General features: G+C 59.2%; 12 protein-coding genes and 2 pseudogenes. 5 read left to right on the plus strand and 9 right to left on the minus strand.

All coding sequences use genetic code 11. The features are described from left to right. From IQ273_RS18065 to IQ273_RS18075, 3 genes and pseudogenes are all read right to left on the minus strand, one after another. Positions 1 to 659 (minus strand): annotated as a pseudogene (locus tag IQ273_RS18065) (transglutaminase); the annotation flags it as partial. A gap of 294 nt (positions 660 to 953) precedes the next feature. Continuing rightward, on the minus strand, positions 954 to 1121 hold the full coding sequence (locus IQ273_RS18070; protein WP_194024558.1) for a hypothetical protein: 168 nt from the start codon (positions 1119 to 1121) through the stop codon (positions 954 to 956). A gap of 39 nt (positions 1122 to 1160) precedes the next feature. Then, positions 1161 to 3341 carry an MMPL family transporter gene (locus IQ273_RS18075; RefSeq protein WP_194024559.1) on the minus strand — a complete coding sequence of 727 codons (2181 nt, stop codon included), beginning with the start codon at positions 3339 to 3341 and terminating at the stop codon, positions 1161 to 1163. A gap of 282 nt (positions 3342 to 3623) precedes the next feature. Between IQ273_RS18075 and IQ273_RS18080 the strand changes: the two genes are divergently transcribed. Further along, the gene (locus tag IQ273_RS18080; protein ID WP_194024560.1) at positions 3624 to 5189 is read left to right on the plus strand and encodes an alpha-amylase family protein; all 1566 of its coding nucleotides are present in this window, start codon (positions 3624 to 3626) and stop codon (positions 5187 to 5189) included. A 1-nt stretch (position 5190) separates the two neighbouring features. Here the strand turns inward: IQ273_RS18080 and IQ273_RS18085 are convergent, their stop codons facing one another. The 4 genes from IQ273_RS18085 to IQ273_RS18100 form a co-directional block, all read right to left on the minus strand. Next, on the minus strand, positions 5191 to 5793 hold the full coding sequence (locus tag IQ273_RS18085; RefSeq protein WP_194024561.1) for a DUF4126 domain-containing protein: 603 nt from the start codon (positions 5791 to 5793) through the stop codon (positions 5191 to 5193). Between the two features lie 118 nt (positions 5794 to 5911). Further along, on the minus strand, positions 5912 to 6679 hold the full coding sequence (locus IQ273_RS18090) for an SDR family NAD(P)-dependent oxidoreductase (RefSeq protein WP_228053312.1): 768 nt from the start codon (positions 6677 to 6679) through the stop codon (positions 5912 to 5914). Between the two features lie 131 nt (positions 6680 to 6810). Beyond that, positions 6811 to 8250 (minus strand): 1-acyl-sn-glycerol-3-phosphate acyltransferase, encoded by a 1440-nt coding sequence (locus tag IQ273_RS18095; RefSeq protein WP_228053318.1) that lies wholly within the window; start codon positions 8248 to 8250, stop codon positions 6811 to 6813. A 446-nt stretch (positions 8251 to 8696) separates the two neighbouring features. Beyond that, entirely contained in the window at positions 8697 to 9593 is an 897-nt protein-coding gene (locus IQ273_RS18100; protein WP_194024563.1) for a CPBP family intramembrane glutamic endopeptidase, read from the minus strand. Between the two features lie 290 nt (positions 9594 to 9883). Here IQ273_RS18100 and IQ273_RS18105 point away from each other — a divergent pair, with 290 nt between their 5' ends. From IQ273_RS18105 to IQ273_RS18120, 4 genes are all read left to right on the plus strand, one after another. Continuing rightward, complete coding sequence (locus IQ273_RS18105) at positions 9884 to 11113, plus strand: adenylate/guanylate cyclase domain-containing protein (protein WP_194024564.1); 1230 nt, start codon at positions 9884 to 9886, stop codon at positions 11111 to 11113. 135 nt (positions 11114 to 11248) lie between these two features. Continuing rightward, entirely contained in the window at positions 11249 to 13384 is a 2136-nt protein-coding gene (gene glyS / locus IQ273_RS18110; protein ID WP_194024565.1) for a glycine--tRNA ligase subunit beta, read from the plus strand. A 7-nt stretch (positions 13385 to 13391) separates the two neighbouring features. Next, positions 13392 to 14744 (plus strand): UDP-N-acetylmuramoyl-L-alanine--D-glutamate ligase, encoded by a 1353-nt coding sequence (murD, locus tag IQ273_RS18115; RefSeq protein WP_194024566.1) that lies wholly within the window; start codon positions 13392 to 13394, stop codon positions 14742 to 14744. A gap of 290 nt (positions 14745 to 15034) precedes the next feature. Further along, positions 15035 to 15844 carry a hypothetical protein gene (locus tag IQ273_RS18120; RefSeq protein ID WP_194024567.1) on the plus strand — a complete coding sequence of 270 codons (810 nt, stop codon included), beginning with the start codon at positions 15035 to 15037 and terminating at the stop codon, positions 15842 to 15844. Between the two features lie 54 nt (positions 15845 to 15898). Here IQ273_RS18120 and IQ273_RS18125 read toward each other — a convergent pair whose 3' ends face one another. Next, a complete protein-coding gene (locus tag IQ273_RS18125; RefSeq protein WP_194024568.1) occupies positions 15899 to 16399 on the minus strand; it encodes a DUF427 domain-containing protein in 501 nt (166 codons plus the stop codon). A 58-nt stretch (positions 16400 to 16457) separates the two neighbouring features. After that, a pseudogene (locus tag IQ273_RS18130) lies at positions 16458 to 17539 on the minus strand (hypothetical protein); the annotation flags it as partial.

Genomic DNA, 17539 nt, shown 5'->3' on the forward strand with positions numbered 1-17539 from the left:
GCGCCGTTGGGGTCTTCGCGGATGTGAGGTTCTTCGTTGGCATAGGCCACCCAGACTGTGCCGCTTTCGGGGGTCGTGTGGGGTGGTACCGCCAGCCCGGTGGGTGTGGCAAAGGGGGTGAGCATTTTGACAATCAGCTCACCCGTAGCGCGATCGAGGCAGTACACGGTTTGCTCAACCTGGTCGCAGACCCACAGGTAGTCACCCCAGACGGAGATATTCTCAATGCCAATGCCAGGAGCCGGGAACTGGGTAATGCGCTGCCCTGAGTTGCGATCGCAGATAAAGATGCAGCTCCCCTTTTTGCAGCTAACGTAGAGGGTGTTTTCCCACACGGCGACCCCATTGGCAGGGTAGGGCAGGGTAAGCACCGGGGTAGGCTGGATATTGTCGAGGGCGGTGGTGTACACGGTATGGTCACGGCAAAACCACAGCTGGTTTTGCCAGCAGGCAACGCCCGTGACCCCGTAGAACGCCTCGGCCTGGGCAGAGTTGAGAATTTCGATTTGGTCGGTTTTGGGATCGACGCGCAGCAGGTAGCCCCGAAAAGGATCGACCGCCAGCAACAGGTTGCCCTGCAGCGCCAGGCCATAGATGGCCTTCACCCCAATCGGCTGAATCAGCGGAACAACTCCTGCCGAAGGGAGGGCCGGAGACATGGACGAAAGAGATTCAGGCATAACCAGTGGGGCAACCCAGAAGAAAGACAGCAGGCGGCAGGGTAATCAATACCCTACCGCTAAGGTCATATCCTAGGGGAACGGGGTGATAAAAAGTGTAGTTTGCCTAGCCCGGCACCAAATTCCTGCGATCAATTTAGGAAATGGGGAGATGTAGACGCGCAGCAGCTTCCCGGCAGTTGATTTAGTTAGGACGATTTGACCAGTGGAATCCCCTGGTAGGGGCGTTGCACAGCAAAGCCCCTACGTCGAACTTCATCCCCTCACCGTCTCCTATTCGGCGTCTTGGCTAATCTGCTGCTCAACGGTGCTGATGGCGGCATTGAGGGCAGCCAGACGGGTTTCTAAAGCGTCACGCCAGGATTTCATCATCTCCAGCTTGTGGCGCTGGTACTCGCGGCGAGATGCGGCGGAAGGGGGGGCACAAAAGGGTAAAAACATAGGGGCTACCAGCGTGAAGAGAACTATCTAAAATCTAGCTCAGCCAGAAAAAGATTGCCGCCTCAACGTTGGACACCACCAGTTCCAGTGGCCCATCAGACGCATACTGGCAGGCACCAGCACGGCGCGAATTAAAGTCGAGTCGATCAGGACTGAGATCGCAATGCCCAGCCCCAGAGCCTTCACAAAAATAATGCTGGTAAAGGCAAAGGAGGCCGTGACGATGATAGTGAGCAGAGCTGAACTGGTGATGATGCGCCCGGTGCACTCCAGCCCTTCGACAATGGCGTCGGTGTTGTTGCCGGTGCGATCGTAGGCCTCTTTGATGCGGGCCAGCAAAAACACCTCGTAGTCCATCGAGAGACCAAACAGCACGCAAAACAGCACAATGGGCAGCAAAATATCGAGGTAGCCCACCGGGGTAAAGTTGAGCAGCGTTTGAAAGTGGCCTTGCTGAAAGATAAACACCAGCGCCCCAAACGAGGCCCCAATTGACATGATGTTGAGAAAAATGGCCTTCAGGGGCATCACCACGGAGCCAAACAGCCGAGTCAGAGAAACAAACGTCACCAAGAAGATAGCCGCGATCGCTCGCGGTGCCCGCTGCCCAATAATGTCAATGGTATCCAGGCTTTTGGCGGTGGCACCCCCCACGCTCAGAGTGAGGCCAGGCAGCGACTTTTGCCGTAGCTCTCGCACCAGTTGCCGCGATCGGGGGGTGTTGCTGTCGGACTTGCTGCTGATCGAAATCAGCGTGGTGTCGTCGGTACTCAGGCGCTCCACCGCCGCTGCTACCGACTCTAGAGGAATGCGATCGGGGGTTTGGTAAAGCCGCTGGTAGGTCGCCAGATCAAAGGTTGGATCGAGATTAAACAGGCTCTGTACGCTAGCCACCCGGTCGTCGTTGGTCAGCGACTCGACCAGGGTGTAGAGAGTCTCTACCGAGTCGGGGGTCAGCAGGCGATCGCCGTCTGCGGCGGTCACCGCCACCAAAATAGGGGCCGTGCGCCCGGCGCTGATAGCTTCTTCTAAGACCTCTACACCCTGGCGGGCCTGGGCTGAGGCCGGTAGCGCGTTGACATCACCCAACCCCCACTGGGCCTGCCAGAAGGGCGACATTAGTACCAGAATGATCGCCACTACCGCCGCGATCGCCACCACCCGATAGCGGATGACCCGGCGCGAAAACGGCCCCCAAAAGCCCGCACCCTGGCTGGGGGTTAGCAATCGCCAGCGGTTGATCTGGTGGCCTAGTAGTCCCAGCAGGGCGGGCACCAGGGTGAGCGCCGCCAGCACCGACATCAGCACCACCAGCGACCCGGCTACCCCCAGCGATCGCAGCAGCACCACCGGAAACAGCAGCAGGCTCAGCAGCCCGATGCAGGTGGTCAGACCCGAATAAAACACCGCTTCCCCGGCAGTGGCCATTGTTTCGACCACCGACTCTAGGACGCTACGATGGGCCAGCTCTTCTCGAAAGCGGCTCACCATCACCAGGGTAAAGTCGATGCCTACTCCCAGTCCCAGCATGGTGGTTAGGGTGACGGCAAAAATAGAAACCTCTGAAAACTGGGTGATCGCATAGATCAGCCCGCTGGTCACGGTGACAGTGGCCAGCGCCATTACCACCGGTAGCAGGGCCGCTACTACCGAGCCAAAAATAAACACCAGGGCAATCAGAGTCAGCGGTAGCGACAAGGCCTCGGCCCGCACCAGGTCTTTTTTGCTGATCTCCTGCGCTTCGTAGTCCACTACGGCTTTGCCGGTCAGGTAGCTGGTCACTCCGGCAGGGGTTTCTTCGTCTAGCAGGGCCAGCAGGTTGGCAATGGCAGTGTTGGTGTCGCCGCCTGAAACCCGTAGGCTGATCAAGCGGTAATCGACATTGCCAGTCTCTCCCGGCAGCGCCGTAGTCTGGCTCACCGACTCTACCGTGGGCAGCGCGGCCAGATCGTTCAGCAGGGGTTGGATATCAGGGCGTTGGTCAATAGCCAGCTCAGAAATGCGATCGCCGCCCTTTGCGTACTCAAACACCACCGTCAGCGCGTCGGCATCTAGACCCAGATGCTCTTCTAGCAGGCGATCGGTTTGGGCCGCCTCCCCCCTTTCGTAGGTTGTGCCAGTGCCGTGCAGTACGCTATCCAGGCGCGGGGCAAACAACCCGCCTAGTCCTAGCAGCACCACCCACAGGGCCAAAATCAGCCCTCGATAGCGATAGGTCAATCTCCCAAGGGCGGCAAATATAGATGTTCTGCTGGATGGCTGCTGGCACACTAAACCCTCTCCCGGCCATTTGCTGGCTCCATAATGGCTGCTAATGATACGCACAACCCCAGGGTCTGGATGACGGCCAACTTGAAGATTTCTGCAAAATCCACCGAGGCAAGTTGGCGAACCCCTGTAGCGCGGTTATTTTTACAGGTCAGAGGTGCATGCTAGCGGTGGCTGAGGGCAGTATTTTGCCCCAAAAATGTTTGTTTTTATACGGGTTTAGCTGAAAAATCTATGTGGAAAATCGTCCTGGGTGCCCTTTCTGCCAGCGGTGTTGTGGGCCTGGTAGTTTTGCTGAATCCGCTTACGTTGTTTCCGGCCCTGTCCATTGGTTTGTCTAATGTTCAGGCTCCTGCTAGCGCCTCAGAGTCTGCTTTCTCAGGGGCCACTGCCCCGGCACCCACCACAGTAGTGCATCTGTTTGAGTGGACCTGGGCCGACATCGCCACTGAGTGTGAAACGTATCTCGGCCCCAATGGCTACCGGGCCGTCCAAATTTCGCCACCCCAAGAGCATATCGTGCTACCCGACTATGGCTATCCCTGGTGGCAGCGGTATCAGCCCGTCAGCTACCAACTCGAAAGCCGTAGCGGCAGCCGCGCCGAGCTTCAGAATATGATCAACCGCTGTCGTGAGGCGGGGGTTGCCATCTACGCCGATGCTGTGATTAACCACATGGCTGGGTTTGAGAGTGGCGTGGGCAGTGCTGGCACCCAGTTTGCCAAGTACGACTATCCCGGTCTTTACAGGCCCGAAGACTTTAACGACTGTCACCAACAGGTCACCGACTATAGCAATGCCGAAAACGTTACCCAGTGCGAACTGGTGGGCCTAGCCGACCTCGATACTAGTTCCGCTAAAGTGCAGGCCACCCTGGTCGACTACATGAGCGAACTGGTGGAGATGGGCGTGGCGGGGTTTCGCATTGATGCAGCCAAGCACATTCGCAGCCAAGAACTAGCCGAGATTTTGATGCAGCTGCGCGATCGCCACCCCGAAGCTAATCTCTATATTTACCAAGAAGTGATTGACCCCGGCACCGAGGCCATTCGCAAGCAAGACTACTATGACAGCGGCAACGTGCTCGACTTTAAGTATGGCCGTTTTGTTGGCCTCGCCTTTTTGGGTCTAGAGGGGCAAACCCTGGCCAACCTGCAAACCCTGGGCGAAGGGTGGGGTCTAGCCCCTTCTGACCAAGCGGTAATTTTTGTTGATAACCATGACAAGCAGCGCGGCCACGCGGGCGGCGGCGACTACCTCACCTACAAAAACGGCGACCTCTACGGCCTGGCCAACGTGTTTATGCTGGCCTTTCCCTACGGTAAACCTCAGGTCATGTCGAGCTTTGCCTTTGACAACTCAGAACAGGGGCCACCGACCGACGATAACGGCATCACTCAGCCGGTATACCAAGACGGTGAAGCAAATTGTTTTGATGAATGGGTTTGCGAGCATCGCTGGCCCGCTATTACGGGCATGGTGGGCTTTCGCAACGCGACTCAGCCCACAGCCGAAGTTACCGACTGGTGGAGCAATAACGCCAACCAGATCGCCTTTGGCCGAGGCAACCGGGGCTTTGTGGCCATCAACCGCGAGGGTCAGCCGCTGACCCACAGGTTTCAGACTCAGCTGCCTCAGGGCCGCTACTGCAATGTGGTGCAGGGTGGGTTAACAGCCAATGGCAAAGCCTGCGCTAACGACGCTGGAGTTATCTTAGTCAACCGAGCCGGGCAGTTTACCGCCACGCTGCCAGAAATGTCGGCCCTAGCCATTCACGTGGAGGCAAGGCTGGCTCGATAGTTCATTCGGCATCGGGGGTGGGTTTCTTGGCGCGGTAAAAGGCTTTAATGGCAAAGCGCACCAGCAGAATAAAGAAAGTCAGTACCACCACAAACATTACGATCGGGGCAACTAGCGCGAATATTGAGATCACCACGGCCCCTACCAGTTCTACCCCGGCAAGAATCAGGTTTGTGGCTCCGCCCGTAGTAGCCGTGGAGACAAAGCGGGTCAGGCCGTTGAGCCCCTTCACCGTGGCGGCGGCACCCCCCCCAGCTACAATCGCCACACTCCACTGGGCAAAGGGGTCGAGCTGGTTGGCCGCGATCGCCATCAGCAGTGTACCGGCCACCGCCGCGATCGGTAGCGCCACGGTATCGATCGCATTGTCGAGCCAGGGCACGCTGTAGGCCGCAATCTCAACCACTAGGGCAATGGAAAGGCCAACAAAAGCGGAGGTGTTGCCCAGCCAGGTCATACTGTCGGCCAGCTCAATATGGCCAAACAGGGCGGCGGCACTCAGCACCCAAAAGGGCACCACTACCCGAAACCCAGCGGCCACCCCCAGCCCCAGCCCCAGGCCGATGCTCTCCAGCAGTTGCCAATCCATCATGCTCACATCCATCCCGCTTCCCTCACCGACGATTTGTGAATAGCCAGTCAATCCTTGGCCTCAGAATAGCCCCAGGGCTACCCGACAACAACCCTAGCGCCCATCCAAAATCCAAAATCTAAAATTGGCCCTACCAGGGCAATCGGCTGCCATCCCAGCTAAAAAAATCGCCGCTGTCGGCGGGGCTCAGACCGTCCATCACCGCCATCAGCTGTGTCACCGTGCGCTCTACTGAGAACAGCTTTTCAGGCGGCACGCCGCGCTGAAAGGGTTCTGATAGGCGAGTGTCGGTGGTGCCGGGGTGTAGCAGCGCCACGGTAGTCTGGGGACAGCGGCGAGCATACTCTAGGGCCGTTGTTTTCATCAGCATATTCAGAGCAGCTTTGGAGGCGCGATAGCCGTACCAGCCCCCCAGGTGGTTGTCGCCAATGCTGCCCACCTTGGCCGAGATAGCGGCGAAAACGCTGGCCTGATCGTGCTTAAACGTAGGCATCAAGTGCTTGGCCAGCAGCGCCGCCCCCACCGCATTGGTCTGAAACGATCGCACCAAATTTTCGCTCGTGATCTGCCGCAGGCTTTTCTCGGGTTGAAAGCCGCCGTCGTGGAGCACTCCAACGCAGTACACCACCCGGTGCAGCCGGGGCGTACGGGCCTGAATGGATGCGATCGCAGCCGCAATAGTCTCTTCCTCCGTCACATCCAGGGGCAGGCAGATCAGCTGGGGGAATTGCTTCGCCAGCGCCAGCAGCTCTTGGGCCGACTCGGGGCGACGGTAGGTGCCGTACACCGTCTCAAAGCGATCGCCCGCCAGCAACTGCTGCACAAAGCCGAGGCCAATGCCCTGGCTAGCCCCAACGACCAGAGCATTCTGGCGCGTTTCTATCGGTATCGCGGTCAAGGTTAGGTTTACCCCCAGTCAACTACAGCAGCTTGGTTTCAACGACAGCTCATCATGACCAATCGGGTTGGGTATTAAGGGTCGAGCGGTCATGCCTGAGCTAAATTATGGGTCCAGATCATGGGGTCAACTCACGGGGTGGATGCCTCATCAACCGACGCAATCAGCTCCTCTAAAGCGGTCTGAATATCCTGGGTCAGCCCTTCCACGGCTGCCTTCGCCGATCGCCGCGATTGAGCATAGTCGGGCCAGCGATCGCTAATCTTGATCGGCTCTCCCAGGCTAATCACCGCCTGGCGTGTACCCAATTGGGGACGTTTGGGTACCCGTGTCCCCTTCACTCGCTCTACCAGGTCAAAGAGTATCAGGGTGGTTTCGGCAAAGCGCTCAAAACTGGGCTTGTCTTTCACGTAGTGGCCCGACACGGCCACAAAGCTCTCGGCCAGGCGCATATGCTGCATCTGCAGGGTCGCTGCCGCCGCGATCCAGTCGGCCAGGCCGCGATCGAAGGGTGAAAGCTGGCCCAGGTCGGTGATGTCTTCGCGATAGATATAGCTCCATCCCGCCTCTTCTAAGCGGCGGCAGCGAGTCACCAGCGTGCCGGTATTGGGCAAATCAAAAAACCGTTCCCCGATCGCTAAAGCCCCGTCCAAAAGATAGCTCAACCGCTGGCCCAGCTCGGCTGAGGGGTCTGGGTTGGATGGATCGCGGTTCTCACCCTGGGGTGCAGCTGGAGTCAACCCATAAAACCGCTGGTAGAACTGCTCCAGGCGGGTCAGCAGGTGCTGACCCAGCCCTAGCAGGCGAGGATAGTAGGCCTCAGGTGCCACCGTCGGGTCGCTGAACGACTGTACCGGCAGGCCACAGTCGGCCTCTAGTCGGGCCAGCAGTCGGTTAAGGGCGGCCCAGTCGGGGCGGGGGTAAATGTAGCGCAGGCCCACCGGCAGCAGCAGCACCTGTTCGGGGCGACCTGCTTTTTGCAAATCTTCTACCGCCCAAAAGGCTAGCTGAGCCGTGCCCGGCTCCAGATCGCTGATCACTTCACCATGGCCATTGGTTGCGCCCTCGGGGGCAATGGTGACGGGCAGTGGGGCGGTCATAATCTGCTCACGCACTGTCTTCAGCGCCTTGAGGTCTAGCCTGCGGCCCCGATGTACTGGAATGCCCCCGATCGCCGCAAAAAACCAGCCCAGCCACCGCCCGGCCCACAGCGGCATACCCCGGTCGTACATAAAAAAGCTGTGCAGCGGGCGCTTGAGGCTAAACCCTTTTTGGCGCGCGGCCCGAGGCACCAGCCGCGAAAACAGGTACGACAGGCAAATTGGGTCGTCTACCTGACTGTGGCGAAAGGCCAGCAGCAGCCGAATTTTGCCCGTCTGAAACTGGTGAAAACATTCTGCCAATACCTCTGGGTTGTGGCAAGTTACGGGCCAAATACCCGCTGGCAGCCAGGGCCGCAGCCGCAGCCGCAGCATCAGGGGCAGCACAATGTAGCAGCCCTGCACCACCCAAGGCTTGTAGCGGGGGGGAATAAAGCCCAGGGGCGGCTGGGCGCGGTTCAGCTTAGGCAATGACAGACTCCGGGGCAGTGGGTGGGGTTGTCCATAGCCCACTTTAGGGCACATTCTTCAGCTTACGTTCAAGCTTGCGATCGCAGCGGCCTACCATTTCGCTGCATTGGGGTTTGCCCCAGAACGTCAAAGTCCTCCTCCTAGGGGAGAAGGACTTTGCTACGGGACCACACAACCGGGTGATTCATCACGATGAGCCACCCTCAAAATAAAAAATGTCTGACCCCTGAAAGCCCCCTGGGATCAGACACATTTAGCTGAAGAACGCTTTTCAAACAGACCAGCTCTCAGGTTCAAATGCCCCCAAGTGAGCCGCCGAACTGACCTGAATGCGTTCTTCAGAATTAAATTTATTGTCCTTGGTTTGGGGCCTGGCAGCGTCCAGAGAATTACGGAACTCGGCCAACCTTCTTGCTCGTCTAGCCAGGCAGGTTCGGTGGGATTACTCAGGCTAGGCGATCGCCCTGGTTGCAGCCCTGGTTCAGAAAGTAGGGCAGCGGGGCCTGGCGCTCAGGCCAGTGATACGCTACGTAGCGCAGCACCCACGGGGCCGACACCAGCAAACACAATACCCCCAGCCACCAGCTGGCCCGAAACTCGGCCAAGGTATCGATGGCATTGGCGGTGGGCTGAGTGGCCAAAAAATCGACCCCCGATGCGATCGCATTGTTGATGGCATGGGCCACCATCGGCACCAGCAGCGATCGCGTGCTCAGGTATAGCAGCGACATTACTACCCCAAACACAAATAGCCCAATCAAGTTAGAGTGCAGTACCCCAAACAGCACTGAGGTCAGCACAATAGCCGGACGAACACCCCACTTGACGCCCCAGCGGTGCAGCAGCACGCCGCGAAAGATAAATTCTTCGGTAATGGGGGCCACCACCAGCACCGAAAACAGCATCAGCGTGTTGTAAAGACCAGGGGCCGTCGCTTGGTCAGGAGACAGCAGCAGCGACTGACTCAGGGTTGTTTCTACCAGCCCTGGGGCCACCAGCGATAACCCCAGGTACGACACCTGAAACGCCCCCAGCGAAAACAAGAATACGCCCACCACCAGCCACAACAGCTGCACCCAGGCCAGGTGCCTGGGCACCGGCCCCAGCAGCACCGTCAGCCGCAGGGGCAATCGCCGCGCTGCTAACAAAATTGCGACACACAGGCCAAAAAAAATCAGGCTGTAAAGAATGGGGGCCAAAATAGGGTCGTCCCCCTGCAAGGGCAGCAGCTCTAGCGCACCTAGGGTGCTAAATACCAGGGCCAGGCCCGCAGTAATCATGAAGAACATTACGACGACCTGCCTGGCCTTGAGTGCCAGAAATGGATTTTCACACCCTGCCATAGGTCCAAACCTGCCCTGCAAACCGCTGAAAAGAACCGCTAGAAACTATGCTACTGATTAACGCGATCGCCTGGGTTCTCACCGATTCAACCATGAATTGCTGAGGGAGCGCTATAACTGAGGCACGATGCCCCGCCAGGGGCGAGGGGGCAATGCTCAGACACCCAATCTGGGTGTAGACACCTGCCTCCGCTACAGGGTGCTGATCGGGTGTTATCAACGGCGACTGTTCTGTGCCTCCGGGCCAGCGCCTACCGTAACGGGGGCGATCATCTTTGCTCCAGGATTCCATGACCAACGCTTCGCCAGATTCCGGCCCCACCTCCGGCGCAATTCTAGTGGCTCCAGTAGCCGACAGCAGCCTGGAGCCGCTGGTGGCGCTGTTAGACCTGCTGCGAACAGCGGACTACGAGGTACGCCAGGTCAGCGGTGAAGACGACACAATTGCAGCGGTAGAGGCCGCCCCCCCCGACTTGATTTTGCTGGCGGTCGATCAGTTCGATACAGCGGCGATGCGCCTGTGCCACCGGCTCAAAAAGCGGCCCCAAACCCGCCATGTGGCTGTGGTCGTTGTGGGCCAAGACCAGGCTCTGGCCCGACGGCTGCGGGCCTTTGAATTTGGGGTCGTCGACTACATCGACCAATCGCTTTGGCTAGAAGAAGCTGCGGCCCGCATTAAGGCCCAGGTGGCTACCCATAGGCAGCAGCAGCGGCTCAGGCAGCAGGCCCAGCGGGCTGTCTCGGCAGGTAGCGCCACTAATTTGTTGGCCGACCTGCAAAAGGCACTGCGACGACAGGCTCAGCTTTTACAGGCTCAAAACCAGCAGCTTCAGCAAGAAATGCAGGAACGTGAGCAAGCTCAGCAGGCCCTGCGTCTGGAGCAGCAAAAGTCAGAACAGTTGCTGCTCAATATTTTGCCTCGGGCCGTGGTCGACAAGCTCAAGCAGCTAGAGGGGTCGCTGGCCGAGCGCTTTGACGACGTCACCATTCTGTTTGCCGACATCGTGAACTTTACCCCCCTGGCGGCTCAAATTAGCCCGCTGGAGCTGGTCAACTGGCTTAACCAGATCTTCTCAGCCTTTGATCGTCTGGCGGAGCAGTACCAACTCGAAAAAATTAAGACCATCGGCGACGCCTACATGGTGGTCGGTGGACTGCCGCTACCCCGTCTCGACCACGCCGAAACCATTATGGAAATGGCTCTAGCCATGCAGGCCGCCGCCGCCCACATCACCCGTAACGACGGCCAGGAATTTCAGCTGCGCATCGGTATTAATACAGGACCGGTGGTGGCTGGCGTAATTGGCATTAAAAAGTTTAGCTACGATCTCTGGGGCGATGCCGTCAATATCGCCAGCCGTATGGAGGCCCAGGGCATGCCGGGCAAAATTCAAATCACCGAGGCCACCTACGATCGCCTCAAACACCGCTACGCCTTTGAAGAGGTGGGCCAGGTCATGGTTAAAGGTCATGGCTATTTGACCACGTACCAATACGTCGGCCCAGGGCGAAAAGCTTGATAGACTGGGGAAGCTAAAAATGCGGGGCAGTAGCGTCGAGGTAATTGTCTCGATCTGCTACGGTAACTTCTCCGCTGCAATTTGCAAAGGATGGCCCCTTGGGGCTAGCGCACGACACAACTTACATCTCCTTCTATGGCGACATTTTTACTGGAAGTTGGCACTGAAGAACTGCCCGCCAGTTTTGTTAGCGATGCCCTCCAGCAGTGGCAAACTCGCATTCCAACCGAGCTGGCCGAGCTGGCTCTGGCTCCAGAGACGGTGCGTTTTTACGGCACCCCTCGCCGCCTAGCTGTGGTGCTCGATGGTCTGCCCGATCGCCAGAGCGATCGCATTGAAGAGGTCAAAGGTCCTCCGGCCCAGGCCGCCTTCAAAGCTGGTCAGCCTACCAAAGCAGCCCTCGGCTTCGCTAAATCTAGAGGAGTGGATGTGACCGCTCTAGAGGTGCGCGACACCGACAAAGGGGCCTTTGTCTTCGTCAACCAGGAGATTCCAGGGCGGGCCGCTACCGACATTTTGAGCGAGCTGATTCCCCAGTGGATTTTGGGGCTGGAGGGCAAGCGGTTTATGCGCTGGGGCGACGGCGATTTGCGCTTTCCGCGCCCGATTCGCTGGTTAGTGGCGCTAATGGATGGCGACGTTCTGCCTATTACTCTTGAAAATGGGTCAATGGTATGTGTGAGCGATCGCATTTCCCAGGGCCACCGGGTGCTGCACCCCGCGCCTGTCACCCTGCGCCGCGCCCAGGACTATGTTGAAGCCCTGCGCCAGGCCTGCGTTGAAATTGACCCCGCCGCCCGCCGTTTGCTGATCGAGCGCCAGGTGGAAACGGCCGCCAAATCGGTAAACGCCGTACCGATGATTTCTGCAACCTTGCTGGACGAGGTCGCCAACCTAGTGGAGTGGCCCACGGCAGTAGTGGGCAAGTTCGATGCTGAGTTTCTGGAGCTGCCGCCAGAGGTCGCCATCATCGAAATGGAAAGCCACCAGCGCTACTTTCCGCTCCAGCAGGCCAGCGATGGGCTGACGCTGATGCCCTACTTCGTCACCATCTCCAACGGTGACCCGAGCAAAGATGCCATTATCGCCGAGGGCAACGCTCGGGTGATTCGCGCCCGCCTTTCCGACGGCAAGTTTTTCTTCGATGCCGATCGCGCCCAGCCCCTTGATGCCTTTGTCGCCAAGCTCGAAACCGTCACCTTTGAAGAACAGCTCGGTTCGATGGCCGCCAAGGTCAAGCGCATTGGCGCTGTGGCCGACCATGTGTGCGACCAGCTCAATTTGGGGGCACAGCCGCGCCAGCACATTCGCCGCGCCGCCTACCTGTGCAAAGCCGACCTGGTCACCCAGATGGTGGGCGAGTTTCCTGAGCTACAGGGGGTAATGGGGCAAAAGTACGCCCTCCACAGCGGCGAGCCAGAAGCAGTGGCTACCGCCATTTTTGAGCACTACCTGCCGCGCGGTGCCCAAGACAGCCTGCCCCAAACCCTCGTGGGTCAGGTGGTGGGCATTGCCGATCGCCTCGATACGCTAGTAGGCATTTTTAGCACCGGGCAGCTGCCCACCGGGTCGTCTGACCCCTTTGCCCTCAGACGAGCGGCGAATGCGGTGCTAAACGTCATTTGGGCGGCGGGGCTGCCTCTCAACCTGGCCCGGCTGCTCGATACCGTGGTTAACGACTTCGCCCAGGATTCCTCTTTGGAGGTGAACGCCCCCGAAGCCCTGCGCACCCAGCTCCACGATTTCTTTTTGCAGCGGGTACAAACTCTGCTGCAAGACGAGCTGGGGGTCGACTATGACCTGGTCAATGCAGTGCTGAGCGACCGAGCCCTAGCCGATCCTTTAGACGTGAAAGATCGTGCCCTTTTCTTGCAGGAGATGCGCCGCAGCGGCCGCATGGATAAAGTCTACGAAACCGTGAACCGGGCCACTCGCCTGGCCGCCCAGGGCACTCTCGATACCCAGGTGATCGACCCCGATGGCGCGATTGACCCTGCGGCCTTGGAGGCTAAGTCTGAGCAGGCCTTTTTGGCGGCGCTCAAAACGCTGGTGCCCCAGACCCAGGCGGCTCAGGCCAGCCGCGACTACGATCAACTCGTTGCCGGTCTAGAGCAGGTGGCTCCAGTGGTCAGCGGCTTCTTCGACGGCCCCGACAGCGTGCTGGTAATGGCCGACGATCCTTTGGTGCGGCAGAACCGGCTCAACCTGCTGGGTCTGTTGCGCAACCATGCTCTGGTGCTGGGCGACTTTGGGGCGATCGTGAAGGGATAGCGATGCCATGAAAAACGCCCATGTGATTGGTCTGGGTAAGTCGGGAGTGGCGGCGGCGCGGTTGCTGCACCGCGACGGCTGGCAGGTGGTGTTGAGCGATCGCGGCTCTAGCCCAGCCCTAGTCAGCCAGCAAGAAAGCCTGCGCCAGGACGGCATTACGGTGCTGCTCGACTACAGCTTTGTGCCCGACAGCCGCACCAACCTGCTGGTGGTTAGCCCCGGTGTGCCGTGGGACAGCCCGGCCCTGGTCGCCGCCCGCGAAAACGGCTTGGAGGTGATTGGCGAAACTGAACTGGCCTGGCGTTTTTTGCAGGATCGGCCCTGGGTGGGCATTACCGGCACTAACGGCAAAACGACCACTACAGCCCTCACCGCCGCTATTTTTCAGGCCGCCGGGCTGAATGCGATCGCCTGCGGCAATATTGGCTACGCCGCCTGCGAGCTGGCCCTAGAGCCCACGGTGCCCGACTGGATCATCGCGGAGCTGAGCAGCTACCAAATCGAGGCGTCTGCCACCCTATCGCCCCAGATTGGTCTCTGGACCACGCTTACCCCCGACCACCTACAGCGGCACGGCACGGTCACAAACTATGCTCAGATTAAGGCGACGCTGATGCATCGCTCAGAGCAAGCCGTTTTCAATGGCGACGATCCCTACCTGCGCCAGCACCTGCCGACAGACTTTCCCAACGCCTACTGGACGAGCGTAGGCGGCAGGCGGGGAATTTCTCCCCTCAGGCCCTGCGCCTATGTCGAAGACGGCTGGGTCAAGTTTGAAGCCATCCCCATTGTGCGGGTCGATGCGCTGCGGATGGTGGGCGACCACAACCAGCAAAACCTGCTGATGGCGGTTACGGCAGCTTGCCTAGCGGAGCTAGATGCTGAGGCGATCGCGATCGGGGTGGCCAACTTCCCCGGTGTGCCCCACCGGCTAGAGCACATCTGCACCTGGCAGGGCATCGACTTCATCAACGACTCCAAGGCGACCAACTACGATGCTGCCGAGGTCGGGCTGCGATCGGTAAGCGCTCCCGCCGTGCTAATTGCGGGCGGCGAAGCCAAAGAGGGCGACGACACGGCCTGGTTGGCAGGCATTCAATCGCGGGCCGCCACCGTACTGCTAATTGGCGATGCCGCGCCCCAGTTTGCTCAACGGCTGGAGGCCGTAGGGTATAGACATTATGAAATTGTCGAGACGATGGAACGGGCCGTGGAGCGAGGGGCTGCGGTGGCGGCCTCTCTATCGGCACCCGTCGTGCTGCTCTCCCCCGCCTGCGCCAGTTTCGACCAGTACCCTAATTTTGAGCAGCGGGGTGACCACTTTCGCCAGCTTTGTCAGCGGTTTCAGTCTAGTCCTTGACCAAGCTGATGGTGACAAGCTCTAACGGTCTAGGGTGCATGGTTCACGGCAGGCCTTAAAGCGTACACCGTGAACCCTGAATTCCCCCAAACCTGTCACCTTTAGTTTGGCAACCTGCTAGTTTTTGAGGATCAGTCCCATTAAATTAGGCTAAAACTCAACTATTCAGGTATAAATTGAGGCAGATGGTGCTTTACTCAAGCCCTGTATCTGGCCCCAGCCAGAGGACTGCCATCCTCAAGGTTAGCCTCTACCTGCATTCAGCTACCTGGTCCAGCTTCCTCAACACCATGGATAATTCCTCTGATTTCATCGCCCTGCCTTCCATGTCGCCGCCTGCATCCAGTCCTCCGGAGGCGCGGCCGTCCCGTCGCCCCGTGTCGTTTACAATCGGTGGCGGAGAAAGCGGTACCAGTACAGGTAAACTCCAGCCCGACCTCGGCCCAACCGAGAGCGCTCAGCCGCCTAGTCCCTCGGATCCCCTGGCTCCGTTTCCAGTCCAGGCTCAGCTTTCGCACTTGCCCCTGCTGCCTCGGCGCAAACGTCCTACCTTCAGCCGCCATCGCCATGATGCCAACCCTGCCCTAGCGGTTAAGGTGCTGCAAGACATTCAAATGGCCGTTGAAGCCTGGCACCAAGACCTGAAACAAACCGTGCAGCGCATTCAATCCCTCTATATGGAAGGGCCGATTGTCGATGGCTGGCTCGAAACTGTCGATGATCAGTCGGGGGCGGCGGCGATCGATTCGGCGCTTCTGCGCCACGGTGACCCCCAAGATCTCTCAGGCTACGTCGATCGCCTGTGTCAATCCCTAGAGCCGCCTGCCCAGCCTTCCCCCTCTGGCCATACTTTGGGCCGTCCCGGATACCGACTTTGCAACCTAGATTCTGACGGTCGAGTGCAGCACTTTCCCTGCCCACCCGATCAGTTGTCTACGATTAGTTTGGCGATCGCCCGCCACCAAAAGCTGCGTCAGCTGCTCGACCACAAGCAATTTTTAGAGGCCAAGCTCAAGCGCACCGTAGAGACCATGACCAGCAGCCGCGATGCGTTAGGAATTGCGCCCATGTGCAGTTCGGAGCCGGAGGTAGAGCAGTAGGGGTGTAAGGTTTGGCCTTGTACCGCAGACCCTAAACCGTAAACCCTATTCCCTCTACCAGCCCCAGGTGCCAGGATCGCCCTTAAAGGGGCCAACAATGTCTGAGGTAATCCAGCCGCCGTAGAAGTCGCCCGGTTGAGACTGCACCAGCTCATCATCGACGTAGCAGGCTTCCATGCGGCTAGGGTAAACGGCAATGTAGTTGGCGATGCTTTGGAATGCCTCCGTCGGCTGAGGATAGGCCCAGGCCGCCTGTTCGGCTTGGTGCTCGCCTACCGCAATGGTAAAGTACACTGCTGCCCCCTTCCACTCGCACATGGTGGAGCGGGGGACGGGCTGAAAGTACTGCATCTGCACATCGTCAGGGGGAATATAGTAGGTGGGTGGATGGCTGGTTTCTAGCACTCGCTTAGCGTGCTGCGAGTCAGCAATGACCACGCCGTTAAACACGATTCGAATTCGCCGAGTTGAGTCTTCGAGTCGAGGTGGCCGGGGATAATCCCACACGGATTCTTGGTCGGGGCCGGGAGAGGTGCGGTTGGGAGGAGAAAACATGCAGCTATTAAAACTAATACGGTATCGGCTAATGCCAATACTGTATTAGTTTTCTCCCCTACTGTGCCTGCCACTGCTGAATCTCCTGCTGGGCTTGGTCGTAGGCGCTGGTACCAGAAGGCACTAGGCCTGCCGCAGAGATCGCACCAGGCAGCTGACCATCGGCGGCACGGGCGCGGGCAATGGCGAGAATATCGCGGCTCCACTGGTCGATGCGGTCCTGGGCGATCGCAGACTCAGGGTAGTCGGGGGGAATTTGCTGGGCGATCGCGATCGCAGTCTGAAACGACGTGGCCTGGTCGGGTTGCAGCACGCTCTGGGCCTCCTGCAACAGGCGGCGGTTGATCTGGCGCTGCTCCCACTGCTGAATGCGGGCTTGGGCCAGACCCCAAATTTCGCCCTGGTCTTCGGGTACCAGGCGGGCGGCGCTGATCGCACCGTTTAAGTCACCGGAGGCGGCGCGGCCCTCGGCCAAATCGACAATCACCTGGCTCCAGCGGGCGATATCGGCCTGGGCCTGGTCGTAGGCGGGATCATCGGCGGGCACCTGGCGGGCCTGCTCAATGGCATCATTAAACAGCGACGCCGACAGCGGTTCAATCAGCCGTCGGGCCTGGTTGAGAGCGGCTTCTCCGGACAGGCTGGCGTTGGCATAGCCAGTTTCGGCCTGGTTGACCAGGGCCGGGTAGTCGACCGGACGCTCTACCTCAGGAATTTGGTTGAGCCAGACCAGCGCCTCGCCAAACTGTTGCTGGGCCAGAGCATTGCGGGCGCGCTCTAGGGCTTCGGCCCCGCTCACCGAGGTACTCGGAAACAGCGGCTCACCGGCACTACCTGTCTCTGGAGCAGGGGCCTCTGGCTCAGTCGTTGGGGCCGACTCTATCGGAGTTGGGACTGCGGGGGCCGTAGACTGCTGGCCCCGAAAACTATCCTGATTGCGCCACAGCACGCCCAACAGCAGCAGCCCCGCTGCTGCCAATAGACCCAGTCTCCACCAGGGCACTAAATCATCGGTGTCAGGGCTAGAGACTGGTGCGGGCTGGGTTGGCGGTACCCGGCTGGGCAGCTCTCCCGGAGCTAGCGGCCCAGTTTCCGGCTCGATGGCAGGACTCAATGACTCGCTCGGCAGCGGGTCTACAG

It is taken from the genome of Nodosilinea sp. LEGE 07298, from assembly GCF_015207265.1.
Taxonomy (GTDB): Bacteria; Cyanobacteriota; Cyanobacteriia; order Phormidesmidales; family Phormidesmidaceae; genus Nodosilinea.